Source organism: Allobosea sp. AAP35 (assembly GCF_001295925.1).
GTDB lineage: Bacteria > Pseudomonadota > Alphaproteobacteria > Rhizobiales > Beijerinckiaceae > Allobosea.
The window spans coordinates 202,891-227,114 of sequence record NZ_LJHQ01000003.1 but is presented as its reverse complement, the minus strand read 5'-3'; the positions used below and the strand labels follow the sequence as shown (position 1 = coordinate 227,114).

The following is a 24,224-nucleotide window of genomic DNA, read 5'->3' as shown; positions in this document are numbered from 1 at the left end:
TTCTGCTTGCTACAATACCACGTCGCGGTTGACGTTCTTGTAGAGCAGGTAGCAGGCGTCGTCGAAGCCGGTGGGGTAGAATTGCTGCGGGCAGTAGCCGCCCATCCAGATGAAATCCTGCGCCCAGATCTCGTGCCAGTCCCGGCCAAGGAAATAGAGCCCCTGCCCTTCCAGCATGTAGAGCCCGTGTTCCATCACATGGGTCTCGACATCCGGGAAGCAGGTGCCGGGCTTGAACCACATCAGGTTCATCTCGAAATCGAAGCGCAGATCGCCATAGGGCAGCAGGAACTGGAAGCCGCGCCCTTCCATGCCGGTGTGATTGGTGAGCGGAACCGCGTCGCGGTGCGACAGGATCGGCTCTGGCACGGCCAGCCCGGGTGCGGGTTCATAGCGCTTGCGCAAGGCGAGCACGCGAACGGGCCCCGCGCTCTCGTTGCGCAGGCTGAAGGACGTTCCAGGCGGGACATAGGCGAAGGCCCCGGCCGAAAAGGCGGTAGCCTCGGTGCCATCGATCGCAAAGGCCGCCTCGCCCGAGAGGCCGTAGTAGAAATGCTGGATGCCCGCCTCGGCAAAGGGCGCGCGCGTGCCGCCACCCGGCTCGATCTCCAGCACATATTGTGCGAAGCGCGCGCCCAGCACGGGCGCGGCCAGGATCCGAACGATCGTCTTCTCGAAATGCGGCAGACGGCTGACGAGGACGCCTTCCGGCGGCATGAAGGCGTAGTTGCGCGCCACCACGCCTCGGTTATGGCCGATCGCGCCAACAGCGGGGCGTCCTTGAACTTGCGGAAGTTGGTGGGGGCGCATCGCTTCTGTCTCCTGCTCGTGTATCCATTCTGGCAAGGATCAGGCCGGGGCGACGGGCTTCTGAAACGCCTGCCAGGCCACCAGCGCCAAGGCGATCGCGACGGGCGGAAAGACCAGCCAGTTGACGCTGTCCCAGCCGCCGGCATGGAGCAACCCGCCCGACGAGAAGGAGGCGATGGCGACGGAGCCGAAGACCAGGAAGTCGTTGGCGGCCTGGACCTTCACCCGCTCCTTGGGCCGGTAGCAGTCGGTCACCAGCGCGGTCGCGCCGATGAAGCCGAAATTCCAGCCGACCCCGAGCACGACGAGCGCGATCCAGAAATGCGCGACGCTGATCCCCGACAGGCCAATGATGGCGGCCAGCGCCGTCAGCAGCAGGCCCGCCACCGTCACCTGCGCCTTGCCGAAGCGCGCGATCAGCCGGCCGGTGAAGAAGCTCGGCCCGAACATCGCCAGCACATGCCATTGGATGCCAAGCGCGGCATCGCCGACCGAATGGCCGCAGCCGACCATGGCGAGCGGGGCTGCCGTCATCACGAAGCTCATCAACCCGTAGGCGACGAGTGCCGCCGTGACGGAGGCGATGAATTTCGGCTGGCGCATGATTTCGGGAAGCGGCCGGCCACCGCTCTGCACGACGGCGGCGACCGGCGGAGCCCGCAGCTGCAGGATGACCAGGATGGCGATCAGCGCCAGGCACCCTTGCGCGAGGAAGCTCGCAGCGAAGGGGGCGTCGGGGGTGAGATCGCGCGTCCAGTAAACCGATTGCGGGCCGATCACGCCGGCCGCGATGCCGCCGATCATGACCCAGGAGATCGCGCGCGGGCGGAAGCTCTCGGTGGCGGAATCCGCCGCCGCGAAACGATAGCTCTGCACGAAGGCGCCGTAGAGCCCGCAGGCAAAGGTGCCCAGGCAGAACAGCCAGAACAGCCGTGTGCTCGCACCGGCAGCGGCGACGCTGGCGGCTATCGCGCCGATCAGCGCGCCGAGCAGATAGCCGTTGCGACGCCCGAAGCGTCGCATCAGCATGGCAGCCGGGATCACGCCCACCGCGATGCCGAGCTGCATCAGGCTGACGGGAACGGTCGCGAAGGTCTGATCCGTGACGAGTTGCGAGCCGACGATGCCGCCGAGCGAAATCACGATCGAGGGGCTGGCGCCGCCGAGCGCCTGGGCGCAGGCGAGAACGACGGCGTTTCGCTTGGCCAGCGTATCGCCATCATCGACCCGGACTTGGTGGTTCATGCGTCTGCCGCCCTCAACGGCACGCGCCGTCTTTAAAAGTGAGCGAAGGAGCCCTGCGCGAAGCTGCGCGCCCTGCCCTGTTCGCTGTATCTCGCCACGCCCGCCTCGCCGGTCACGCGACCGATCGGAGTCAGTGCGATTCCGGCTGCCTGCGCCGCCGCGACCAGAGCAGGATATTCCTTTTCCGAGGTCGTGCAGAGAATTTCGTAGTCGTCGCCGCCGGTCCAGGCCAGTTCCGCCAATGCGGGATCGGCCATGATCGCAGCGCGCGCCACCACTGAGAGCGGTACGGCGTCGAGATTGATCTCGGCACCGACGCCGGATGCCTTTAGCAGCTTGGCGAGGTCGCCGACGAGCCCGTCTGAAACATCCATCGCGGCGCTCGCATGAGCCTGCAGCGGACCTGCGAGATCGAGACGCGGCTGCGGATGCAAATAGCGATCGGCCAGAAAGGCGCGGTCGTCATCGCCCAGCAGAAAGACCCAGTCCGGCTTGTCAGGGCCGTGAACCTTGAGACCGAGGGCGCCGTCGCCGATCGTGCCCGAGACCAGCACGACGTCGCCGGGCTTGGCGCGCGAGCGCGGCACCATGCGCCCGGCCGGCACGCTGCCGAAGGCCGTGATCGAGATCATCAGCGGGCCGGGCGTCGACACCGTGTCGCCACCCAGCAGTAAACAGCCGCTGCTCGCTGCCAGAGCCGACAGCCCGGAGGCGAAATCGGCCAGCCAGGCCTCGCTCCACCCTTTGGGCAGCACCAGCGACAGGACAAACCCGTCCGGCCTTGCGCCCTTGGCCGCGAGATCGGAAAGGTTGACTGCCAAGGCCTTGCGGGCGATCGAGCCCGGCGGGTCGTCAGCGAAGAAATGCACGCCGGCCACCAGCGCATCGACGGTGATGACGACCTCGTAGCCCCGCGCCGGCCGCAACAGCCCAGCATCGTCGAGCAGGCCGAGGCCGCCGGGCCCCGCGATCGGGGCGAAATGGCGGGCGATGACCTCGAATTCGCCGGGTCTCGTCTCGACTGCCATCGCGTCCATCCTCAGCCCTCATCCTGAGGAGCCGCGAAGCGGCGTCTCGAAGGATGGTCCAGCGGTCTCCGGAGCCTTCTCGACCATCCTTCGAGACGCGTTCCTGTGGAACGCTCCTCAGGATGAGGGCTGAGGAGGTTCACAGACCATCACGCCGCAGGCGCATCGAACTCGTCGGCACGGAAGTCGCGGGCAAGCCGGTCCAGCACCGCATTGACCATGCCGATCTCCTCGCCCTCGTAGAAGGCGCGTGCGACCGCGACATATTCCGAAATCACGGCACGTGCCGGCACATCCTTGCGGAAGGCGAGCTCGTAGGCGCCGGCTCGGAAGATGGCGCGAACCACAGCCTCGACGCGCTTCAGCGGCCAGCCAGCCGCCAAAGCCTCATCGACCGAGCGATCGACCAGGCGCTGTTCACGCACGACGCCGCCGAGCAGATCGCGGAAGAAGGCGATTTCGGCCTGGGGAAGCTCGATGTCCTCAACCGATTTGCCGATCCAGAAGGCCTCGAACTCGGCCATGGCCTCGACCACGCCACGCCCGCCGATCTCCATCTCGTAGAGCGCCTGCACCACGGACAGGCGCGCGCCCCGGCGCAGTTCGGCCCGGTTCGATTCCGGCCGGCTCACTTGGATTGCTCCGGGGAGCTGGACTGCTCGCCCAGCGAACGCTTGTAGCGCAGCACGGCCAGCGCGGCCTCGGCCGCGCCGCCGCCCTTGTTCATCTCGGAGCGGTTGGCACGGGCCCAGGCTTGCGCCTCGGTCTCGACGGTGAGGATGCCGTTGCCGAGAGGCAGGGCAAAAGCCACGGAAATATCCATCAGCGCCCGCGAGCTTTCGCCGGCGACGATGTCGTAATGGCCGGTTTCGCCGCGGATCACGGTGCCCAGAGCCACCACCGCCTCGTAGGGGTCGACCGCCTCGTCGGCGGCACGCATCCCGATGATGATCGCCGAGGGGATTTCCAGCGCGCCGGGCACGGTGACGACATCGACGCGGCACTGGGCCGCATCCAGCACGTCGAGCGCGCCTTCGAGCAGTTCGTCGGCGAGCGTGTCATAGAAGCGGGCCTCGACGACGAGGACGCGCGCACCGTCCAGCGGGGCGGCAGGCATGGCGGCCTTCTCAGCCGAGATCTGCCGGGGTCCGGCCATGGTTCTTGTCCTTGTCGAAAGTATGAGGCCGCTGGTTAGACCTAGCTGCGCGCCTCTGCAAGCCGCGCGGCATAACGGGCCATCAGATCGACCTCGACATGGACGGGATCGCCCGTCTTGCGCTGCCCCCAGGTGGTCACCGTGAAGGAATGCGGAATCAGCAGCACGGTGAAGACGTCGTCCTCGACGCTGTTGACCGTCAGCGAGGTGCCATCGAGGCAAATCGAGCCCTTGGCGGCGATGAAGCGCGGCAACCCTTGCGGCGCGCGGATATGAAAGCGCGCGGTGGCGCCCCAGGGCTCGTCGGGATCAGGCGCGATCGGCTCGATCTGGAGGATCTCGCCGACGCCGTCGACATGGCCGGTGACGAGATGGCCGCCGAGTTCGTCGCCGACCTTGAGCGAGCGTTCGAGATTGATCGCGGTGCCGGGCTCCCAGGTCCCGACCTGTGTCTTCGACAGGGTCTCGGCGGCCGCCTCGACCTGGAAGATGCAGCCCGGCTCGCCATCCTCGCGCGGCCGCAGGGCCGTCACCGTCAGGCAGACGCCGCCGCAGGCGATCGAGGCGCCGATCGCGATGCCGTCCGCCTCATAGGGGCTGGCGATGGCCAGCCGCTTCAGGCTCGGGCCCTTGCGCTCGGCCTCGACGACGGTGCCGATGGCGGTGACGATGCCGGTGAACATCAGCCTGTCCTCGTGAAATGCTCGAAATGGTCGTGACCGATGAACGCGGTCTCGGCAAGGACGTAGAGATCGGGGTCGGCCAGCAGCGCCGCAAGAGCCGGGCGCACGGCGACGATGCCGGCCTGCCCCAGCGCGTTCGGCGAGGTCGAGACCACGACCTCGTCGAGCAGTCCTGCGAGTGCCATCTTTTCGGCAACCGTCGGGCCGCCTTCCGAGAAGATGCGCGTGATGCCGCGCATGCCTAGCAGTTGCAGCGCCTCGGTGAGATCGAGATGGCCGTCCGGACCGGCGCCGACGCGCATGACCTCGACGCCGGCGGCGACAAGCGCCGTCTCGCGATCGACCGGAGCGGCCTCCGTCGCGATTACCCAGACGGGGACCTGCGCAACGGTCTTCACGAGCTGCGAGCTCAGCGGCAGCCGCAGATGCGAATCCAGGATGATCCGGATCGGCGAACGCCCCGCCATGCCCGGCAGGCGCACGGTCAATAGCGGATCATCGGCCATGACCGTGCCGATGCCCAGCATGATCGCGTCGTGATGGGCACGCTGCAGCTGGACCCAGCCATTGGCGGCGGGGCAGGACACCGCAATGCGCGCGCCGCCCGGCCCGCCGGCATAGCCATCCGCCGTGCGAGCGATCTTGAACGTCACCATCGGCCGTCCGCGCGTCACCCGCAGCACATGGCCGCGATGAGTGGCGTGCGCCTCTTTCGCCAGGATGCCCGTCGTCACAGCGATGCCAGCCGTCCGCAGCAGCGCGAAACCGAGGCCCTGGAACAACGGGTTGGGATCGGCCATGGCTGCGACCACACGCCGGACGCCAGCCAGGATCGTGCGCTCGACGCAAGGGGTGGCGGCGCGGATCGTGCGGTGCGAGCAAGGTTCCAGCGTGACATAGAGCGTGCCGCCGGCCGCCCCCTGCGGCCCCGCCCGGTCGAAGGCATCGGCTTCGCCATGGGGACGGCCGCCCGGCTGGGTGCGACCGCGCGCGACGATGACGGGGCCGTCGGCGGTGTCTTGCGTGACGATGGCGCCGACGGAGGGGTTGGGCCAGGTCGTGCCCTGGCCGCGCGCGCCGAAGGCCAGCGCCTGGCGCATGAAGGCCTTGTCGGTTGCTGCCTGCGCGCTGCCCGGATCAGTCATCGGCGCGCGCTGACGGGGCTGGCGCTTCGCCTACCTCTTCATCGGCATTGAGCTGGCCCAGGATCTCCTCGAAATCGCGAGCCTCGCGGAAGTTCTTGTAGACCGAGGCGAAGCGGACATAGGCGACGTCGTCGAGCGCCTTCAGCCCTTCCATGACCAGTTCGCCGATGGCGGAGCTGGCGATCTCGGCCTCGCCGGAGCTTTCGAGCTGACGCACGATGCCATTGACCATGCGCTCGATCCGCTCGGGCGCGACCGCGCGCTTGCGCAGCGCGACCTCGATCGAGGTCTGCAACTTGTCGCGGTCGAAGACGGTGCGCCGGCCCGAGCGCTTGACCACGGTGAGTTCGCGCAATTGCACCCGCTCGAAGGTGGTGAAGCGGCCGCCGCAATCGGGGCAGACGCGGCGCCGGCGGATCGATGCGGAATCGTCGGTGGGGCGCGAATCCTTCACCTGCGTGTCGAGGGAGCCGCAATAGGGACAACGCATGGCGGGCTTTCAGGGGTTCGCGACGGATGCGGCGGTCTCGTCGCCGAGAGCAGCGGCGAGATTGGCGCTGGACCATGACGGCCAGCCGGTGCCGGCGAAATCGCGGTCGTGAGACCAGATGTCGGCGTCGTAGGCCCACGCCAGCGCGAGAATGTGGGCGTCCTTGACGCTGCCGTTTCTGGATGCGGCCGCGTTGCGGAGAGTGTCTGCTGCCTGCGTCAGTGAGTCTCGATAGCGTGCTTCCTGCGGGACCTCCATCAGACGCAACACATTTTTCGCGTCATCTTCGGCATCTGGCGCGCGATCGCGCAAATGCCAGAGTACGGCCGTCAACTCCGCGACCGATTCCACCGAAAACAGCAGACGCCGGCGTGTCACAATCCTATCCCAGACCCCACGCAGCCTGAAGCCCAAAACCATCGATAGAACGATGTTGGTGTCAACAACCAAAGCAGCCGAAGGTTTGCGGCCGGCGGTCACTGTTCGCGCGCGTCGAGGAACTGCTCCAGCCAAGCCTTCGCGTCTGGGCTCAATTGGGCATGATGCGCCTCGATCTGGTCAAGAACACGCGTCCAGGCCTCCGGATCCGGCACTCTCAGCGGTGTCAGAAACGCGACGGTTTCCCCGTCGCTCTGGATCGGAACAGCATGCGGCAGCGCCTTGATGGTCGCAGCCGACATCTTCTGCAACTCTCGCATTGTCACAGCTTGCTTGCTCATACCGACCTCCAGCGCAGGCTTGTATGTAACCCTGTAGGGCAGCAAATTCAAGCCGTGCTTGCGTCTGAACGTTCTCTCAATAGATCGGGAAGCGCCCGGTCAGCTCAAGCGCCTTGGCCTTCACCGACTGCTCGGTCGCCGCGTTGCCCTCTTCGCCATTCACCGCCAGGCCGTCCAGCACCTCGGCGATCAACTCGCCGACCTTCTTGAACTCGGCAACGCCGAAGCCGCGCGAGGTCGCCGCCGGCGTGCCGAGGCGAATGCCGGAGGTGACCATCGGCTTCTCCGGGTCGAAGGGGATGCCGTTCTTGTTGCAGGTGATGTGAGCGCGGCCGAGCGCGATCTCGGCGGCCTTGCCGGTGACCTTCTTCGAGCGCAGGTCAACCAGCATCAGATGGTTGTCGGTGCCGCCGGTGACGAGGTCGAAGCCCTTGGTCTTGAGCGTGTCGGCCAGGGCCTTCGCATTCTCGACGACGGCGCGGGCGTAGATCTTGAACTCGGGCTGCAGCGCCTCCTGGAAGGCGACGGCCTTGGCGGCGATGACATGCATCAGCGGCCCGCCCTGGATGCCGGGGAAGATCGCCGAGTTGAACTTCTTCGCCAGCGCCTCGTCATTGGTCAGGATCATGCCGCCGCGCGGGCCGCGCAGGGTCTTGTGCGTGGTCGTGGTCGCGACATGGGCATGCGGGAAGGGCGAGGGATGGGCGCCGCCCGCGACGAGGCCGGCAAAATGGGCCATGTCGACGAAGAGCCAGGCGCCGACCTCGTCGGCGATGGCGCGGAAGCGGGCGAAATCCCAGTGGCGGGCATAGGCCGAGCCGCCGGCGACGATGACCTTGGGCTTGTGCTCGCGGGCGAGGCGCTCGAGCGCGTCATAGTCGATGAGCTGATCGACGACGCAGACGCCGTAGGAGACGACGTTGAACCATTTGCCGGACTGGTTGACCGGCGCGCCATGGGTCAGGTGCCCGCCGGCGGCGAGATCGAGACCCATGAAGGTGTCGCCGGGCTGCATCAGCGCCATGAACACGGCCTGGTTGGCCTGGCTGCCGGAGTTCGGCTGGACATTGGCGAAGCCGCAGCCGAACAGGCGGGTGGCGCGCTCGATCGCTAGCTTCTCGGCAATGTCGACGAACTGGCAGCCGCCATAATAGCGCCGGCCGGGATACCCTTCCGCATATTTGTTGGTCATCACCGAGCCCTGCGCTTCGAGCACGGCCCGCGAGACGATGTTCTCCGAGGCGATCAGCTCGATCTCCTCGCGCTGGCGACCGAGCTCGAGTTCGATGGCGCGGGCGATCTCGGGGTCGGAATCGGCGAGCGAGGCCGCGAAGAACGCGTTCGAGAGGTGGTGCTGGGCGGCGGCGTCATGGCTCATGGCGAGGCTCCATCGGCGCTGGATCGTCGCAAGGCCGAAAGGCGTTACGAGCCCAGGCGGCATGCGGTTGCGAAGGCTTGCGGAATCCGCGCGCGCGATCCCGCCATTGCGGGTCCCGTAGCATTCGCGGCGCGCCTTTTACAAGCACGAAGCCGGCGACAAGAGCGCGCAAGCGGAGCGACAATGAACCGCTTTGTCCGCAGCGCGAGGCCTGTCGTCTCAGTGCGCGGCGACGGCCGCGGCGATCGAATCCGACATGATCTCCAGGCCGCGATCGATCTCGGCGTCGGAGACCGTCAGCGGCGGCGCGATCCGGAAGACGCCGCCCATGCCCGGCAGCTTGACGATGTTCATGCTGAGGCCGCGTCGCATCGCCTCCTCCATGATCGCAGCGCCCAGCTCGAAGCCCGGCGCCTTGGTCTGGCGGTCGGCGACGATCTCCAGCCCGAGCAGGAGGCCCCGGCCCCGGACATCGCCGACGCAATCGTATTTCTGCTGGAGCGAGAGCAACCCCTCGCGCAGCCTGGCGCCTCGCGCGCCCGCCTGCGCCACCAGCCCATCGCGTTCGACGACGTCGAGCACCGTGACGCCGACGGCGGCCGGCAGCGGATCCGAGACATGGGTGGTGTAGAACAGGAAGCCACGTTCATGGGCCTTCTGCTCGATGGCCTGCGTCGTCATCACGGCGGCGAGCGGCAGGCCGGCGCCCAGGGTCTTCGACAGGGTCATGATGTCGGGGGTGACGCCGTCGCGCTGGAAAGCAAACATGTCGCCAGTGCGGGCGATGCCCGTCTGGGCCTCGTCGAGGATCAGCAGCATGCCGCGCTCCTCGCATTTGCGCTTCAACGCGGCGAGATAGCCCGGCGGCAGCTCCAGGATGCCGCCGCTCGACAGGATCGGCTCGGCAATGAACGCCGCGAGGTTGCCGGTCGACTGGCTGTCGACCAAAGCGAAGGCGTCGTCGAGCTCGGCCTGCCAGTCATTGGAGCCGTCGGGATGCGTGAAGCGCGGGCGATAGGAATTCGGCGCTGGGATGACGAAGGAGCCGACGGCGGCCGGTCCATAGCCCTTGCGCCCGGCGCTGTAGGTGGCCGAAGCCGCCGCGCCGGTCATGCCGTGCCAGCTCTGCGCGAAGGCGACGATCTCATGGCCGCCGGTGACGAGCTTGGCCATGCGGATGGCGGCCTCGTTCGCTTCGGCCCCGGTGGTGAGCAACTGAACGCGGTCGAGCCCCGGCGCGAGCGCCGCGAGGCGCGCGGCCAGATCAACGACCGGGCGCGACAGCATCCCGCTGAAGAGATGGGCGACCGACCGCATCTGCCGGTCCACTGTCGCGACGATGTCGCGATGGGTATGGCCCAGCACGGCGCTCATCTGGCCGGAGGTGAAGTCCAGGATCGCACGGCCATCGGCGTCATAGACGAAGCTGCCTTCCGCCCGCTCGACGATGATCGTCTCGAAATCGGGCCCATAGCGCGTCAGGTGCTTGTCGGCAGCTGCCCAGAAGGCGGGATCGGCGTTGAGCGACATGGCAACCACCTCGGACAGGGGACGTATGTCCCATGGTTAGAGGCGCCGACCGCAGTGCGCAAATTGATAGTCTTGCAAGCCGATATCGAATAATTTGATGGCATGCGCATGCTCGATCTCGGATTGCTGCGGAACTTCGCCGTCGTCGCGCGGGCGGGTTCGATCAGCGTCGCCTCATCGCAGGTCGGGCGGACGCAGTCGGCGCTCAGCATGCAGATCCAGCGCCTCGAAGCCCTGACCGGCCAGCCCCTCCTCCACCGGACCGGGTCGGGCGTGAGGCTGACCACGGCCGGTGAAAAGCTGCTGGCGCATGCCGAGGCGCTGCTCGCCCGCCATGACGAGATCCTGGCCGACATGCGCGGGACCGGCCTCAAGGGATCGGTGAGCCTGGGCTGCCCGGAGGATTACGCGACCGCGTTCCTGCCGGACCTGCTCAGGGGCTTTTGCGCGCAGCACCCCGATGTCGAGTTGCGCATGGTGTGCGCGCCGACATCGGAGTTGCGGCCCCTGCTCCATCGGCGGCAGATCGAGATGGCTCTGGTCTCGCTGCCGGACCCTGACGCCGGCACGGCGCTGCGGCGCGAGGATTTCGTCTGGGTCGCGAGCGAAGCGCAGCCGGAGATCCTCTCCCAGGACAGCCTGCCGCTGGCGCTGTCGGCGCCGATGACGCTGGATTATCGCGCCGCCTGCGCCGCGATGGAGGCGATCGGCCGGCGCTACCGCATTGCGTTTGCCAGCAGCAGTCTCGCCGGGCTGATCGCGATCGCGCGCTCGGGCCATGCCATCAGCGTTCTCACACGGATGGCCGTTCCGCCCGACCTGCACATCGTCTTGGGCGGATTGCCGCCGCTGCCGGCGATAGGGATCGCGCTGGAATTCTCCGCATCGCGCCCCTCGCCTCCCGCCATCGCATTGGGCGAGCATATCCGCGCGGTCCTGCCGACGCTGGGCGTGGCTGGCGGTACCGTCTGATCCGAACCACCGTCGGGCCAAGCCGTCGCAAGCCACGACGGGCCACGACAGCGCTCCATGATGGATCCCGGCCTGCGCCGCTGCGCGGCTGGTCCAGGATGACGGCGCGGAGGTTTGAGAGCGGGTTCCCGAGCGCGACGTCGTCGCGGGCGTCCCCCCACGAAAAAACCCGCCGTCTCCGGCGGGTTTCCTCGTCTCACACGGCCCGTGAAAGCCGCTCAGATGTCCTGTTCGCCCTGGAGCGCGGCGACGGGGGCCGGGCCCATGCCGTCCTTGTTGTAGATGTCGTCGCGGAACTGGACGCCGCCATCGGGCGTCGCCCAGGCGGTGACATAGACCCAGTAGCACGGCACCGGGGTGCTGATGCGGGCGTTCACGCGCTCGCCCGAGGCGATCGTGGCGTCGATCTTGGCGCGGTCCCAGCCGGGGGTGTCCTTGAGCAGCCAGGCGATGTAGTCGCGCACGTTCTGGACGCGCATGCAGCCCGAGGAGACGAAGCGGAAATCGTCGCCGAAGATGCCCTTGGCCGGGGTGTCGTGCATGTAGACGCCGTGCGGGCTGGGAATATTGATGCGTACGAAGCCCAGCGAGTTGAACTCGCCGCCGGGGTCCTGCCGGAAGGTGTAGCGCGTCGCCTCGTCGGAGTTCCAGTTGACGCGCTCGGGCGCGATCTCGCCCTGCGGCCCGATGATGCGGATCTTGTTCTCGGTGAGGTAGCTCGGCTCCTTCCTCATCTTGGGGATGAGGTCCTTGCGGATGATCGAGGCCGGCACGGTCCAGGTCGGGTTGAAGTTGACCTCGGGGATCTTGGTCGAGAGCAGCGGCGACTGGCGATCGACCTTGCCGACGCCGGCGGCATGGCGGGTGGCGACGACGCCGTTCTCGACGGTCTCGACCATCGCGGCCGGGATGTTGGCGACGACATAGCGGTTGCCGAGATTGCCCGACCAGGAGCGCAGGCGCACCACATTGGTCTCGAGCTGGCGGATGCGCTGCTCGATCGGAACGTTCAGCGCGGTGACGGTGGCGCGGTTGATCGCGCCGGTCGTCGACAGCCCGACGCGGGCCTGGAAGTTGCGCACGCCCGCCTCGACATAGGAATCATAGACGGGGCTGTTGCCGGTGTTGGCCGGAAGGTCGCCGGTGATGATCAGGCGCTGGCGCAGGGCCACGACGCCGGGGCCCTTCGAGCCCACGGCCATCTTGCCGCCGAGCTGGACGGCGGGCCAGCCGCCGCGGGCGGCGAGATCGCGGTAGGCGATGATGGCGGCTTCCGTCGCCTGCAGCGATTCCGGCGACAGCATCGGCGTGTGCGAACGGGCGACCGCGTTGCGGGCTCCCGAATCGTAGCTCTGGCGCCACTCCGCCTGCTGGGCAAAGGCTGGCACGGCCGTGGTCGCGGCGGCGCCCGAAAGCAGCGCCATCACTGTCTCGCGGCGGGTCAGGCTCATCGTCGGCATCATGTCCCTCTCGAACTCAATTCCATGCGCCCGGGCGCACACACACCAAACGGTGGCCGCTCCATGCGGGCCGCCGTCTTCCATGCGACGCTGCCGTAGCACAGTTAATGACGCGTGATGAGAGCGGCGATTTTAGGGCATGGCGTCGATGTCGCCGCCGAATGGCATCGGGTGCGGGAGGCCTCTCGAACGGGAGGGCCATCGCCGGCCCGAGGCAATGGCAAAGCTCCCCGGCGGAACCGGGGAGCTTGTCAGACCAGGCGCGTTTCGTCGAAAGCCGGCGATCCTGCCGCTCTTTTAGAGCTTGTAGCGGATCTGGTCGGTCCAGAAGCGCTCGAGCCGCAGCAGGGCGTTGTTCATCCGCTCGAAGTCGTCGGCCGCGATGCCGCCGATCTGCTCGACCGTGCGGACATGCTTGTCGTAGACGCCCTTCACGAGATTGTGCACCTCGGCGCCCTTCTCGGTCAGGCTGATGCGCACGGAACGACGGTCGATCCGCGAGCGGGCATGATGGAGATAGCCGAGCTCGACCAGCTTCTTGACGTTGTAGGAGACGTTCGAGCCGAGATAGTAGCCGCGCGTCCGCAACTCGCTGGCGCTGAGCTCGGCATCGCCGATATTGTAGAGCAGCAGGGCCTGGACGCTGTTGACGTCGTCGCGGCCACGGCGCTCGAACTCATCCTTGATCACGTCGAGGAGCCGGCGATGCAGCCGCTCGACGAGAGTGAGTGACTCCAGATAAAGCGGCTTGACCTTGAGATCCGCTTCTTCCGACTTGACGACGACCGAAGTCTTGACGCTCGCTTTCATGGTATTACCCGCCTGTTGACTGTCGGCCGGGATTGTTTCCCGATCCGCTTCTGAGAAACACCATAGGCGGGGCGGATGAAAACGAGTTTAAATATCAGGATGAATCAGGGATTTACCCCTTTGGGTGAATGCGAGGTGAAGCGGGAATTGCTTAAGCTAAAGCGTTTGTTACCGCGGCGCGTCGCAATGGCGCGCCGGCTTGCCTCAGCTGCCTTCGTTTTCGGCCGCCCAGGTCGCCAGGAAATAGGTCAGGATCGCGGCCACATAGGCCCCTGCGAGCCAGGGGGTCATCGGCAGCAGGCGCGGGAAAAAGAAGGCCAGCAGCAATTGGCTGATGGCTGCCAGAAGCCAGAGCACACCGCCCCAGGTCGAGGTCAGCCAGAGACCGACGGCCGCGACGAGATCGATCACCGCGAAATAGACGGTGATCGCCTGGAATGACAGCAGGCGCGCCTCGAAGGGCGGCTCGCTCTCGCCGCCGATCCCGAAGATCACGGCCCAGGCGAGCAGGCCCTTGGCGAGCCAGAGCACGGACAGGATGCGCAGCAGCCAGACGAGGACCGTCCGCCAGCGCGTCGCGGCCGTCTCGCCATCCCGAGATCCGTCGATCTGAACCCCGCGGAGAACGTCCGCCTCGCCACCCGAGCCCAATCTCATCCCTCCAGCGCCAGTTCGCCCGCGCCGAGCGGCGCGAAATAGGCCTCGATCGCAGCGGGATCGAGCGCGTCCAACGAGGCCGGCCGCCATTGCGGCGCCTGATCCTTGTCGATCACGACGGCTCGTACGCCCTCGTAGAAATCATGGCCATGGGCAATGCGCGAGACGATGCGGAATTCGGTTCGCATCGCTTGCGCGAAATCCATACCCCCGCCGCGCCGCATCTGCTCGAAGGCGATGGCGACGCTGGTCGGCGATTTGGTGGCGAGCGTCTGGCGCACCTTCGCCGCGAAGGCGCTGCCGTCCGCCGCCGCATCGAGCCGCGTCAGCACGTCCGACAAGCTGTCGGCGCCGAAACAATCCGCGATGACCGGCTGTTCGGCGGCGAGCTTCGGCGGTCCCGGATCGAGGGCGTATCGAACGAGAATTTCGTCGAGCGCCTCGCGCCGCGTGAGGGCGTCCAGCAGTTCCGGCATCCGCGCGCTGGGGACGGCGTGGGTCGCCAGTCCGCAGGCCAGCGCATCGGCGGCGCCGATCCGGTCCCCGGTCAAGGCGAGATAGGCCCCCATCGCGCCGGGCAGACGCGGCAGCGCATGGGTCGCGCCGACATCGGGGAAAAAGCCGATCCCGACCTCGGGCATGGCGAAGAGATAGCGGTCGCCGGCGATTCGGTGGCTGCCATGCAGCGAAATCCCGACGCCGCCCCCCATGACGATGCCATCGATCAGCGCCACATAGGGCTTGGGATAGGCCTTGATGCGCGCGTTGAGGATGTATTCCTCGCCCCAGAAGGCGAGCATCTCGTCATGCCGTCCGGCACGGCCGAGATCGTGCAGCGCGCGAATGTCGCCACCGGCGCAGAAGGCCTTCTCGCTCGTGCTGGTCACCACGATGCGCTCGACCTTCGGGTCGTTCTCCCAGGCATCGAGCGCCCGGCTCAGTTCGCGCACCATCGGCAGGGTCAGCGCGTTCAGGGCCCTGGGCCGGTCGAGAATGACCATGCCGGCCGCGCCGCGCAGTTCGCACAGGATATCCGGGTTCTGGGACATGCGGCTCGGCTCCCCTTTGCGCGGCTCGGTTCTGTGCCGGGGCGACGACGCTTGTCAAACCTGGCCGTCTCCGTTTGCACACCAGGCAGGACGCCATGCCGCCACAGCCTCTTTTTTGGAACGGTTCCGATGTGCTAGATGTATCCGACCTGCTTTGCCCGGCTTCCCAAGCCCCCGGCCCGGCCGGCAGCATCTCGCCCACGGAGGCATGATTGGACATCCGCAACGTACGGCCTTTCCCCGCGCCCCAGGCTCGCCTGGACATCGACACGCCCTCGCTCGGCTTGACGCGTCGGCTGCGCCGCAACCGCAAGGCGGACTGGTCGCGGCGGCTGGTGCGCGAGACGCGCCTGACGACGGACGATCTGATCTGGCCGCTGTTCCTGATGGACTCCAGCGAGGCCCGGACGCCGGTGGCCTGGATGCCGGGCGTCGACCGGCTCAACATCGAGGAGGCTGTGCGCCAGAGCGTGCATGCCGCCTCGCTGGGCATCCCGGCGATCGCGCCCTTTCCCTTCGTCGACAAGGCGCTGCGCGACCCGACGGGCTCGGAGGCGCTGAACGCCCGCAACCTGATGTGCCGCGCCGTGCGGGCGATCAAGGCCGAGGTGCCGCAGATCGGCATCATCTGCGACGCCGCGCTCGACCCCTACACCTCCCATGGCCATGACGGCGTGATGGAGGGCGAGCGCATCCTGAACGATGCCAGCGTCGCGATCCTGGTCCAGCAGGCGCTGGCGCTCGCCGATGCGGGCGCCGATGTGATCGCGCCGTCGGACATGATGGACGGGCGCGTCGGCGCGATGCGCGGCGCGCTCGATGCCTCGGGCCATGAAGACGTGCAGATCATGGCCTATGCCGCGAAATACGCCTCGGCCTTCTACGGCCCGTTCCGCGACGCGATCGGCACCAACGCCACGCTGATCGGCGACAAGCGCACCTACCAGATGGACCCGGCCAATTCCGACGAGGCCATCGCCGAGGTGGCGCTCGATCTCGAGGAGGGCGCCGACATGGTGATGATCAAGCCCGGCCTGCCCTATCTCGACATCGTGGCGCGGGTGAAGGACCATTTTCGGGTGCCGACCTTCGCCTATCAGGTGTCGGGCGAGTACGCGATGATCATGGCGGCCGCCGGCAATGGCTGGCTCGACGGCGAGCGGGCGATGATCGAAAGCCTGATGGCCTTCAAGCGCGCCGGCGCCGACGGGGTGCTGACCTATTTCGCGCCGAAGGTGGCGGAGAAGCTGAAGGCGATGGGCTGAGGGCTGCACCCGGTCGACGAAGCTTCACGTCATCCCGGACAAGCCGCGAAGCGGCGCCGCTCCGGGATCCATCATAGAGCGCCGCCGTGCCCTACGATGGATCCCGGAGCTCCGCTTCGCTCCGTCCGGGATGACGTTGCGTGTTTCAATGCCGCATGGCGACCGCTACGCTCCCTACCACATGCGCCCTCTCCTGTTCCCGATTCTGCTGGCCCTGGTGCTCGCCTCCTGCGGCGAGCCTTTCGAGCCCGCTCAACTGAAGCTGTGCCGGCAGGCGATCCCGGCGCTGAACCGGCCCGACACCCCAATTGCGATCGAGACGACGGGGCCGGGTCCGCGGCCCCACACGCTTCGCATCACCTATGTCGCGGGGGCGTCGAACGGCCCGGCGCGACGGCGCAGCATCGACTGCCTGTTCGCCGGCGACGGACAGGGCTCGCGACGCGGCGCCCTGATCGGCATAGCGTCCGACGGTCAGCCGATGAGCGAGGCGAGCTTCTATCTGCTGAGGCGCTTCTATCTCGAGAACCGCGACGAACCGCCCCCCGATCCCGGCGCGCCGACGGCACCCGGCCGCCCGCCACGCGAGCCGATGATGCGCGTGCCCGATGATCGGGCACCGATCCCGCGTCGCGCCGGCACGAGCGAAATGAGGCCCGCCGACCGGCCCATCCCGCCGCGACCGAACATCGACCGCAACGAGACGGAAATCCCGCCATGAGCGAGCCCTTCGCGATCACGCCCGAGGACGTCGAGGAGGCCGCGCGCCGGATCGAGGGTCATGTGCTGCGCACGCCGCTGGTTCCGGCGCCCAGGCTCTCGGCGCTCACCGGCGCGACCGTGCTGGTCAAGCACGAGAACATGCAGGCCACCGCCTCCTTCAAGGAGCGCGGCGCGGTCAACAGGCTGCTGGCCCTGGACGAGGATGAGCGCGAGCGCGGCGTCATCGCCATGTCGGCCGGCAATCATGCCCAGGCGGTCGCCTATCACGCGCGTCGCTTCGGCATCCCGGCGACAATCGTGATGCCGCAGACGACGCCGCTGGTGAAGGTCGAGAACACCCGTTCCCACGGTGCCCATGTCGTGCTTCATGGCGAAACGCTGCATGAATCAGCACAGAAGGCGCGTGAACTGGCTCAGACCGACGAACTCGTCTTCGTCCATCCGTACGACGACCCCGCCGTGATGGCCGGCCAGGGCACGATCGCCCGCGAGATGCTCGATGACGAACCCGATCTCGATGTTCTGATCATCCCGCTGGGCGGCGGCGGCCTCATGGCCGGAAATGCGGTGGCGGCCAGGGCACTGAAGCCCGGCATCGAACTGATCGGCGTCGAGGCCGAGCTCTACCCGTCCTTCTTCAACGCCATCAACGCCGAGGACCGGCCCGTCGGCGGGCCCACGCTGGCCGAGGGCATCGCCGTCAAGACCGTCGGCGTTCAGACGCTGCCGATCGTCTCCAGCCTGGTCTCCGATATCGTGCTGGTGGGTGAGGATCTGATCGAGCGGGCCGTCTATGCCTATGCCAGCCTGCAGCACAGCCTGGCTGAGGGGGCGGGCGCGGCCGGACTCGCCGCCATGCTGAAGGAGCCCGGGCGCTATGCCGGGCGCAAGGTCGGGCTCGTGCTTTGCGGCGGCAATATCGACACGCGGCTCCTGGCGGCGATCATGGTGCGCGAACTCGAGCGCGAGGACCGGATCGTCGCCTTCCGCCTGACGACCAGCGACCGGCCGGGCCTGCTCGGCAAAGTCGCGAGCCTGCTCGGCGATGAGGGCGCCAATATCCTCGAAGTCAGCCATGGCCGGCTTTTCCTCGATGTGCCGGCCAAGGGGGTGACGCTCGACGTCACGGTCGAGACCCGGGGCAGTGCGCATTCGGCCGCCATAGAGGCGGCACTGCGCGAGGGCGGCTTCGCGCCGCATCGCATCCTGCCGCGCGGTCTCGTTTAAACCCGCGCCACGGCGCGCTTTCTGTCCGACGAACCAGGTCGGGCGCTGACGACCTCCCGCCTTCGAAATCGCTCACACACGGCCTTGCAGAACCGCGATGGTGATCAGACATTAAGGGCGCGGAGGAGCCCATCCGCCCATGACAGGATCAGACACACCGATGAGCGACACACGCTACAGCCAGTCCCCGATCGTCTCGGTCGGCGAGCGCCCCGTCCAGGACGTCAGCGGCGTGCTGGGCTCGCGGATCTTCGCTTGGATCGGCGATATCATCGTCCTGGCCATCCTGGGCACGCTGGTCTGGCTCGGGCTCGGCGTGCTCGGCATCGTGACCTTCGGCGCGACCTGGCTCCTGATCCCGATCGCGACGGTGGCGACCGCGCTGGGCTATGCGGCGCTGACCATCGGCGGGCCGCGCCAGGCGACCTGGGGCATGCGGATGGCAGGCCTGCGCGTCGAAACCGCCAGCGGCGGCCGGCCCGACGGCCTGGCTGCGGCGGTGCATGCGCTGCTGTTTTACGTCGCGGCCTCGACAGTCGCGCTGTGGGTACTCGACATCCTGTGCGGCGTCGTCCGCAGCGACCGGCGGCTGGGCCATGATCTGCTCACCGGGTTGGTTATCGTGCGCGCGTGAGATCAACAGGCGCTTGTTGCCGGCACGTCTGCTGATAGACTGCTGCGCCAGACCCTTGCCGGAGCCAAGCTGCCGTGACGCGCCCGTTGCGGGATGCCCCGCAATTCTATCTGACGTCGGCGACCACGTGCCCCTATCTGCCGGGGCGCGAAGAGCGCAAGGTGTTCACCCATCTGGTGGGCGGCCGCGCGCGCGATCTCAACAACGTGCTGAGCCAGGGCGGTTTCCGGCGCTCGCAGAGCATCGCCTATCGACCAGCCTGCGAGACCTGCCGGGCCTGCATCTCCGTTCGCGTGCTCGTCAACGAGTTCCGGCCCTCCCGCAGCTTCCGGAAGGTGATGGCGCGCAACAGCGATCTGATCGGCGAGGGTCTGCCGCCGCGGCCGCGCTCGGAGCATTATTCGCTGTTTCGTTCCTATCTCGACGAGCGCCATCCCGATGGCGGAATGGCGACGATGTCGGCGCTGGACTTCGCGATGATGGTCGAGGACACCCATGTCGACACCACGCTGATCGAATACCGCCGGCGCGGGCCCGATAGCGGCTTCACCGGGCGGGGCCGAGGCGATCTTTACGCGATGGCCCTGACCGACACGCTGAGCGACGGACTCTCGATGGTCTATTCGGTGTTCGACCCCTCCCTGATCGCGCGCTCGTTGGGGACCTTCATGGTGCTGGACCACATCGAACGGGCGCGGCGCCTGCGACTGCCTTATGTCTATCTCGGCTATTGGGTCGATGGTTCGCCGAAGATGGCCTACAAGGAACGCTTCCAGCCGCAGGAGCGCCTGATGGCACAGGGCTGGGAACGCGCCGAATAGGCCGCATTCGGCCTGGGCTGCGCCCGGCGACCGTGCCGATCCTGACGGCTGAAACCTGGACCGATCTGCTGCGCGCCGGCGTTCGTGGCAAGGGCCTTCAGACCACCATCGGCAGAACGGCGGTCCGCGACCGCAGTGCCCTTTGGTCGGATCACGCACAGTCATCTTAAGGATCGATCAATCGCTCTGCGCTAGATTGCGGCATTCAACTTTGCCCGGACGACGCAATGTTCAATTCATTGACCCGAATGCCAGCGGAGATGTCGTCGGATTCCCGGCGGCAACTGCTCAATGCGGTCACCGATCTGTTCCTGCTCGACGACGCGCCCAATGAAGCCTCCCAGGCGCATTACGGCGAGATCGCGCTGCGCTCGCTGCCGCATCTCGAGACCGGTTCTCGCCGGGACTATGCGACGCGCGTTGCGGCCGCCCCGGCGCTGCCACGCGATGTCGCCGTGACCCTGGCCTCCGACCCCGATGCGGATGTCGCGCGGCTCGTCCTGAAACTGTCCCCGGTTCTGACCGACACCGATCTCGCAGCCATCGCTGTCAGCCAGTCGCAGCATCATCTGGTGGCGATCGCCGAACGCGCCCGCCTGTCGGAAAGCGTGACCGATATCCTGGTCGAGCGCGGCGACCGTCAGGTCCTGCACACAGTCAGCGCCAATGAAGGCGCCAGCCTGTCTGAAAAGGGCTTCGACAAACTGGTCGCGCGCGGCGGACAGGACGGCCAGATCAGCCTGGCCCTCTCGGCGCGCTCCGACCTCACGCCCGACCGGGCGCAGCGGGTGATGCGCATTGTCGAACAACTGAGCGAAGAGGGCGGCCTCTGGTCCAAGCCGGGCAGCGAGGCGCTGACGCTGGCGCGTCAGGCCCGCCAGCAGCGGCTCGAGATCAAGCTGCTCCTGGTGGATCTCGCAGCCGGCACGCGCCCGCTCGACGAGATCGTCACGATGCTGGCCGACGAAGACCGCGCCTTCCACCTCGCGCTCGTCTTCGCCCAGGTGGCGAGCCTGAGCACCGACCAGGCCCTGCGGGTGCTGATGCAACGCGACGCCAGCGGCATCGCAGTCGCATGCCGGGCGCTCGGCGTTGGGAGCGCGGCTTTCGAGGCGGTCCTGACCCTGCGGGCTCGCAGGCTGATGTTCGGCAAGGCCGCGACCGAGGACGATCTGCGCGCCTATGCGGCCCTCGACCCCGCCATGGCCGAGCGGACGATGCGCTTCCTCAAGCTCAAGACCAAGCTGTCCTGAAGACCGGCCTGGCCCGTCGTCGCGCCACAAATCCGCGACATTCGCTCCCCCTCATGCTAACTTCGAGTGATGCGGCGATGGGCGCGGGCCCTGGCGCGACGTGGCGAGGATGCATCCGACGGTGAGATTTCCGCTGCTTTCCGGCGCGCTTTGCGCGGCCATGTTTTCGACCGGCGCAGCCCAGGCGCAATCCTGGCTGCCATTCAGCGGCTTTGCACCGCTGCCCTCCTTTGCCTGGTCGGAGCCGACCGTGGCCCCTGGCGGGGTCAAATGGGAGGGCTCCTACGCCCGCATCTCGACGGGCTTCAACGTCACCACCTCGAGGCGCATGGGCACGACCGCCGGGCCGACCTTCGGTCTCGAAGCGGGCGTGATGAAGCGCGAGGGCGATTTCGTCTATGGCATCGTCGGCGCACTCGACTATATGCCGGCGCTGGGCGGCTATGGCACACCGGGCTTCGGCCAGGCAGCCTACACGCGCGACTTTTCCGGAGCCTTCCAGATCAAGACGGGGGTTCTGGTGACGCCCGAGGTGCTGCTCTACACCAAGGTCGGCATGATAGCTGCCAACGAGACTTACCGCTTCGGCGCGACACCGTGGTCGGCCCCATTCTCGCGCAGCGACATCGCGGTCAGACCCGAGGCGCGGGCCGGCGTCGAATGGGCGGTGACCAACAATCTGACGCTGGGACTGGAAGTCGGCGTCGTCGGCCAGGCGATCCGCTGAGAGTTTGATTCAGGCGGTTGCGGGATTGATTCAGGCGGCGCGCGTAAGCTTCTGATCTCACGCGTCGTTCTCGGGCTTGACCCGAGAATCTCGTAACCAGAGACCTCTGGTTTGAGAGATGCTCGGGTCAAGCCCGAGCATGACGACCAGCCGCTACCCCCCGAATTTGTTGTTCTTCGGGAACCCCTTCGGCGGTAGCCGCCCTGCCTCGCCGCGATGGCCGAGCCATTCCATCAACTCGCTCTGCGCCACGGTCCAGGTCCGGCCCGAGGTGTCGCGCCAGGTCAGGCCGTCCGCCAGCTTGAAGACCTTGGCGTCGGAGACGCCGCCATCCTTGTAGCGCTGCAGCCGGACGCCCTTGCCGCGGCCCATCTCGGCGACCTCGGAGAGCGGGAAGCAGACAAGCTTGCGGTTCTGGCCGATGATCGCGACATGGTCGCCCTCGGCGGGCGTCGCCAACAGCGCCTCAACGGGCATCTCGACATTGAGCACCTGCCGGCCCTTTCGGGTGTTCGCGACGATGTCGTCTGTCGGCGCGACGAATCCGCGCCCGTCGGTCGTCACCATCAGGAGCTTGAGGCCGGGGCGATAGGGGAACGCCGCGATGATCTCGGCATGCTCCTCCAGCTCGATCATCAGCCGGATCGGATCGCCGAAACCGCGCCCGCCGGGCAGCTTGGCGGCCTCCAGCGTGAAGACCTTGCCATTGGTCGCCAGCACCAGGATCTTCGCCGTCGTCTCGGTGAAGAACGCCGTCTTCAGACCGTCATCGCCCTTGAAGGTGAGCGTCGACTGGTCCTGGACATGGCCCTTGAGCGCGCGGATCCAGCCCTTCTTCGAGATGACGACGGTGACCGGCTCGCGCTCGACCATCGCCTGGGCGAGGTCGATATCGGTGGTGTCGGGCATGTCGGCGAAGGTGGTGCGGCGCTTGCCGATTGCGGTCTCCGGGCCGAACAGCTTCTTCACCGCGCGGATGTCGTGCTGGATCAGCTTCCACTGCACGGGTTCCGACGCCAGCAATTCCTCGATCTGGCCCTTCTCGACGGTGAGTTCGTCGAGCTCGGTCTTGAGCGCCATCTCCTCCAGCTTGCGCAGGGCGCGCAGGCGGGTGTCGAGGATGGCGTTGGCCTGAACCTCGCTGAGCTCGAAAAAGCGCATCAGCTCGATCTTGGGCTCGTCCTCCTCGCGGATGATCTTGATGACGCGGTCGAGGTCGAGATAGACGATCAAGAGGCCGCGCAGGATCTCCAGCCGCTTCTCGATCTGGCCGAGCCGGAAGCGCGAACGCCGCAGCAGCACGTCGCGGCGGTGGTCGAGCCAGGCGCGCAGGGCCTCGTTGAGGCCGAGCACACGCGGCACCAGCCCGCCGGTCAGCACGTTCATGTTCATCGAGATGCGCGCTTCCAGCTCGGTCAGCCGGAAGAGCGATTCCATCATCAGCGTCGGATCGACATTGCGCGCGCGCGGCTCGATGACGACGCGGATGTCCTCCGCCGATTCGTCCCGGATGTCGGCGACCAGCGGCAGCTTCTTCTCGTTGAAGAGTTCGGCGATCTTCTCGATCAGCCGGCCCTTCTGGACCATGTAGGGAATCTCGGTGACGATCGCGACCCAGGTGCCGCGGCCGAGATCCTCGACATGCCAGCGCGCCCGCGTGCGGAAGGCGCCGCGCCCGGTGCGATAGGTCTCGGCCATCGAGGCGCGGCTCTCGACGATGACGCCGCCGGTGGGAAAATCCGGCCCCTGCACGAAAGTCATCAGCTTTTCCGACGGCGTGTCGGGATGCTGGATCAGATACAGCGCGGCGTCGCAGAGTTCGGCGGCGTTGTGGGGCGGGATCGAGGTCGCCATGCCGACCGCGATGCCCTGCGAGCCATTGGCGAGCAGGTTCGGGAAGGCGGCGGGGAGCACGATCGGCTCCTCGTCTTCGCCGTTGTAGGTCTCGCGGAAATCGACCGCATCCTCATCAATCCCGTCCAGCAGAAGCCGGGCGACTTCGGTCATCCGGGCTTCGGTGTAGCGATAGGCGGCGGCGTTATCGCCGTCGATATTGCCGAAATTGCCCTGGCCGTCGACGAGCGGGTAGCGCTGGGCGAAATCCTGCGCGAGGCGCACCAGCGCGTCATAGACCGACTGGTCGCCATGCGGGTGGAACTTGCCGATGACGTCGCCGACGATGCGGGCGCATTTCTTGTGGACCTGGCCGGGGTCGAGCCGCAGCAGGCGCATCGCATGGATGATGCGGCGGTGGACGGGCTTCAAGCCGTCGCGCGCATCCGGCAGGGCGCGGTGCATGATGGTGGAGAGCGCATAGGCGAGATAGCGCTCTTCGAGCGCCGTCTTCAGGTCGATGCGCTCGGATTCGTCCTCCGGCGGCGGATCGACCGGCTTTCCCATTGTTTGCTCACCCCAGCTCTCATTTCGTCCGCGCCTCTATCG

Annotated in this window: 25 protein-coding genes; 8 read left to right on the top strand and 17 right to left on the bottom strand. The window is 67.2% G+C overall.

What is annotated here, in order from left to right; all coding sequences use genetic code 11:
* Positions 1-9: 9 nt before the first annotated feature.
* From allE to IP69_RS02045, 12 genes are all read right to left on the bottom strand, one after another.
* Positions 10-810 carry a (S)-ureidoglycine aminohydrolase gene (gene allE, locus IP69_RS02100; protein WP_054141144.1) on the bottom strand — a complete coding sequence of 267 codons (801 nt, stop codon included), beginning with the start codon at positions 808-810 and terminating at the stop codon, positions 10-12.
* A 39-nt stretch (positions 811-849) separates the two neighbouring features.
* Complete coding sequence (locus IP69_RS02095) at positions 850-2,055, bottom strand: MFS transporter (protein WP_054141143.1); 1,206 nt, start codon at positions 2,053-2,055, stop codon at positions 850-852.
* 32 nt (positions 2,056-2,087) lie between these two features.
* Positions 2,088-3,083, bottom strand: coding sequence for a thiamine-phosphate kinase (gene thiL / locus IP69_RS02090; protein WP_054141409.1), 996 nt, complete (start codon positions 3,081-3,083; stop codon positions 2,088-2,090).
* 149 nt (positions 3,084-3,232) lie between these two features.
* Positions 3,233-3,715, bottom strand: a complete 483-nt coding sequence (gene nusB, locus IP69_RS02085) for a transcription antitermination factor NusB (RefSeq protein ID WP_282568225.1) — start codon at positions 3,713-3,715, stop codon at positions 3,233-3,235.
* On the bottom strand, positions 3,712-4,239 hold the full coding sequence (gene ribH, locus IP69_RS02080; protein ID WP_054141142.1) for a 6,7-dimethyl-8-ribityllumazine synthase: 528 nt from the start codon (positions 4,237-4,239) through the stop codon (positions 3,712-3,714). The genes nusB and ribH overlap by 4 nt, the downstream gene beginning before the upstream one ends.
* A gap of 41 nt (positions 4,240-4,280) precedes the next feature.
* Positions 4,281-4,922 carry a riboflavin synthase gene (locus IP69_RS02075; protein WP_054141141.1) on the bottom strand — a complete coding sequence of 214 codons (642 nt, stop codon included), beginning with the start codon at positions 4,920-4,922 and terminating at the stop codon, positions 4,281-4,283.
* Positions 4,922-6,067 carry a bifunctional diaminohydroxyphosphoribosylaminopyrimidine deaminase/5-amino-6-(5-phosphoribosylamino)uracil reductase RibD gene (ribD, locus tag IP69_RS02070; protein ID WP_054141140.1) on the bottom strand — a complete coding sequence of 382 codons (1,146 nt, stop codon included), beginning with the start codon at positions 6,065-6,067 and terminating at the stop codon, positions 4,922-4,924. Before ribD ends, IP69_RS02075 begins: the two co-directional genes overlap by 1 nt.
* Positions 6,060-6,557, bottom strand: coding sequence for a transcriptional regulator NrdR (gene nrdR / locus IP69_RS02065; RefSeq protein ID WP_054141139.1), 498 nt, complete (start codon positions 6,555-6,557; stop codon positions 6,060-6,062). The genes ribD and nrdR overlap by 8 nt, the downstream gene beginning before the upstream one ends.
* Positions 6,558-6,566: 9 nt before the next feature.
* Positions 6,567-7,037, bottom strand: coding sequence for a PIN domain-containing protein (locus IP69_RS02060; protein WP_156323241.1), 471 nt, complete (start codon positions 7,035-7,037; stop codon positions 6,567-6,569).
* The gene (locus IP69_RS02055) at positions 7,034-7,276 is read right to left on the bottom strand and encodes a hypothetical protein (protein WP_156323240.1); all 243 of its coding nucleotides are present in this window, start codon (positions 7,274-7,276) and stop codon (positions 7,034-7,036) included. The genes IP69_RS02060 and IP69_RS02055 overlap by 4 nt, the downstream gene beginning before the upstream one ends.
* 76 nt (positions 7,277-7,352) lie before the next feature.
* Positions 7,353-8,654 (bottom strand): serine hydroxymethyltransferase, encoded by a 1,302-nt coding sequence (glyA, locus tag IP69_RS02050; protein WP_054141407.1) that lies wholly within the window; start codon positions 8,652-8,654, stop codon positions 7,353-7,355.
* Between the two features lie 219 nt (positions 8,655-8,873).
* Positions 8,874-10,184 carry an aspartate aminotransferase family protein gene (locus IP69_RS02045; RefSeq protein ID WP_054141136.1) on the bottom strand — a complete coding sequence of 437 codons (1,311 nt, stop codon included), beginning with the start codon at positions 10,182-10,184 and terminating at the stop codon, positions 8,874-8,876.
* A 102-nt stretch (positions 10,185-10,286) separates the two neighbouring features.
* On the opposite strand from IP69_RS02045, the gene IP69_RS02040 reads away from it, so the two are divergent.
* Positions 10,287-11,156 (top strand): LysR family transcriptional regulator, encoded by an 870-nt coding sequence (locus tag IP69_RS02040; protein WP_054141135.1) that lies wholly within the window; start codon positions 10,287-10,289, stop codon positions 11,154-11,156.
* 218 nt (positions 11,157-11,374) lie between these two features.
* Here IP69_RS02040 and IP69_RS02035 read toward each other — a convergent pair whose 3' ends face one another.
* The 4 genes from IP69_RS02035 to IP69_RS02020 all read right to left on the bottom strand — a co-directional run bounded on the left by IP69_RS02035 (position 11,375) and on the right by IP69_RS02020 (position 15,132).
* Positions 11,375-12,607 carry a L,D-transpeptidase family protein gene (locus tag IP69_RS02035; RefSeq protein ID WP_197279625.1) on the bottom strand — a complete coding sequence of 411 codons (1,233 nt, stop codon included), beginning with the start codon at positions 12,605-12,607 and terminating at the stop codon, positions 11,375-11,377.
* Between the two features lie 306 nt (positions 12,608-12,913).
* On the bottom strand, positions 12,914-13,426 hold the full coding sequence (locus IP69_RS02030; RefSeq protein ID WP_054141134.1) for a winged helix DNA-binding protein: 513 nt from the start codon (positions 13,424-13,426) through the stop codon (positions 12,914-12,916).
* A 204-nt stretch (positions 13,427-13,630) separates the two neighbouring features.
* Positions 13,631-14,083, bottom strand: a complete 453-nt coding sequence (locus IP69_RS02025; RefSeq protein WP_156323239.1) for a DUF6163 family protein — start codon at positions 14,081-14,083, stop codon at positions 13,631-13,633.
* Positions 14,080-15,132, bottom strand: a complete 1,053-nt coding sequence (locus IP69_RS02020) for an enoyl-CoA hydratase/isomerase family protein (protein ID WP_054141132.1) — start codon at positions 15,130-15,132, stop codon at positions 14,080-14,082. Before IP69_RS02020 ends, IP69_RS02025 begins: the two co-directional genes overlap by 4 nt.
* 218 nt (positions 15,133-15,350) lie before the next feature.
* On the opposite strand from IP69_RS02020, the gene hemB reads away from it, so the two are divergent.
* The 7 genes from hemB (at position 15,351) to IP69_RS01985 (ending at position 21,782) form a co-directional block, all read left to right on the top strand.
* Positions 15,351-16,397 carry a porphobilinogen synthase gene (gene hemB, locus IP69_RS02015; RefSeq protein ID WP_054141405.1) on the top strand — a complete coding sequence of 349 codons (1,047 nt, stop codon included), beginning with the start codon at positions 15,351-15,353 and terminating at the stop codon, positions 16,395-16,397.
* 181 nt (positions 16,398-16,578) lie between these two features.
* Entirely contained in the window at positions 16,579-17,118 is a 540-nt protein-coding gene (locus IP69_RS02010; RefSeq protein WP_156323237.1) for a hypothetical protein, read from the top strand.
* Positions 17,115-18,347 carry a threonine ammonia-lyase gene (locus tag IP69_RS02005; RefSeq protein ID WP_054141130.1) on the top strand — a complete coding sequence of 411 codons (1,233 nt, stop codon included), beginning with the start codon at positions 17,115-17,117 and terminating at the stop codon, positions 18,345-18,347. Before IP69_RS02010 ends, IP69_RS02005 begins: the two co-directional genes overlap by 4 nt.
* A gap of 160 nt (positions 18,348-18,507) precedes the next feature.
* On the top strand, positions 18,508-18,981 hold the full coding sequence (locus tag IP69_RS02000; RefSeq protein ID WP_054141129.1) for an RDD family protein: 474 nt from the start codon (positions 18,508-18,510) through the stop codon (positions 18,979-18,981).
* 74 nt (positions 18,982-19,055) lie between these two features.
* Complete coding sequence (locus IP69_RS01995; RefSeq protein ID WP_054141128.1) at positions 19,056-19,802, top strand: arginyltransferase; 747 nt, start codon at positions 19,056-19,058, stop codon at positions 19,800-19,802.
* Between the two features lie 260 nt (positions 19,803-20,062).
* A complete protein-coding gene (locus IP69_RS01990) occupies positions 20,063-21,055 on the top strand; it encodes a DUF2336 domain-containing protein (protein WP_054141127.1) in 993 nt (330 codons plus the stop codon).
* A gap of 121 nt (positions 21,056-21,176) precedes the next feature.
* Positions 21,177-21,782 (top strand): hypothetical protein, encoded by a 606-nt coding sequence (locus tag IP69_RS01985; protein ID WP_156323236.1) that lies wholly within the window; start codon positions 21,177-21,179, stop codon positions 21,780-21,782.
* A gap of 153 nt (positions 21,783-21,935) precedes the next feature.
* Here IP69_RS01985 and parC read toward each other — a convergent pair whose 3' ends face one another.
* A complete protein-coding gene (gene parC / locus IP69_RS01980) occupies positions 21,936-24,182 on the bottom strand; it encodes a DNA topoisomerase IV subunit A (protein ID WP_054141125.1) in 2,247 nt (748 codons plus the stop codon).
* Positions 24,183-24,224 lie beyond the last annotated feature (42 nt).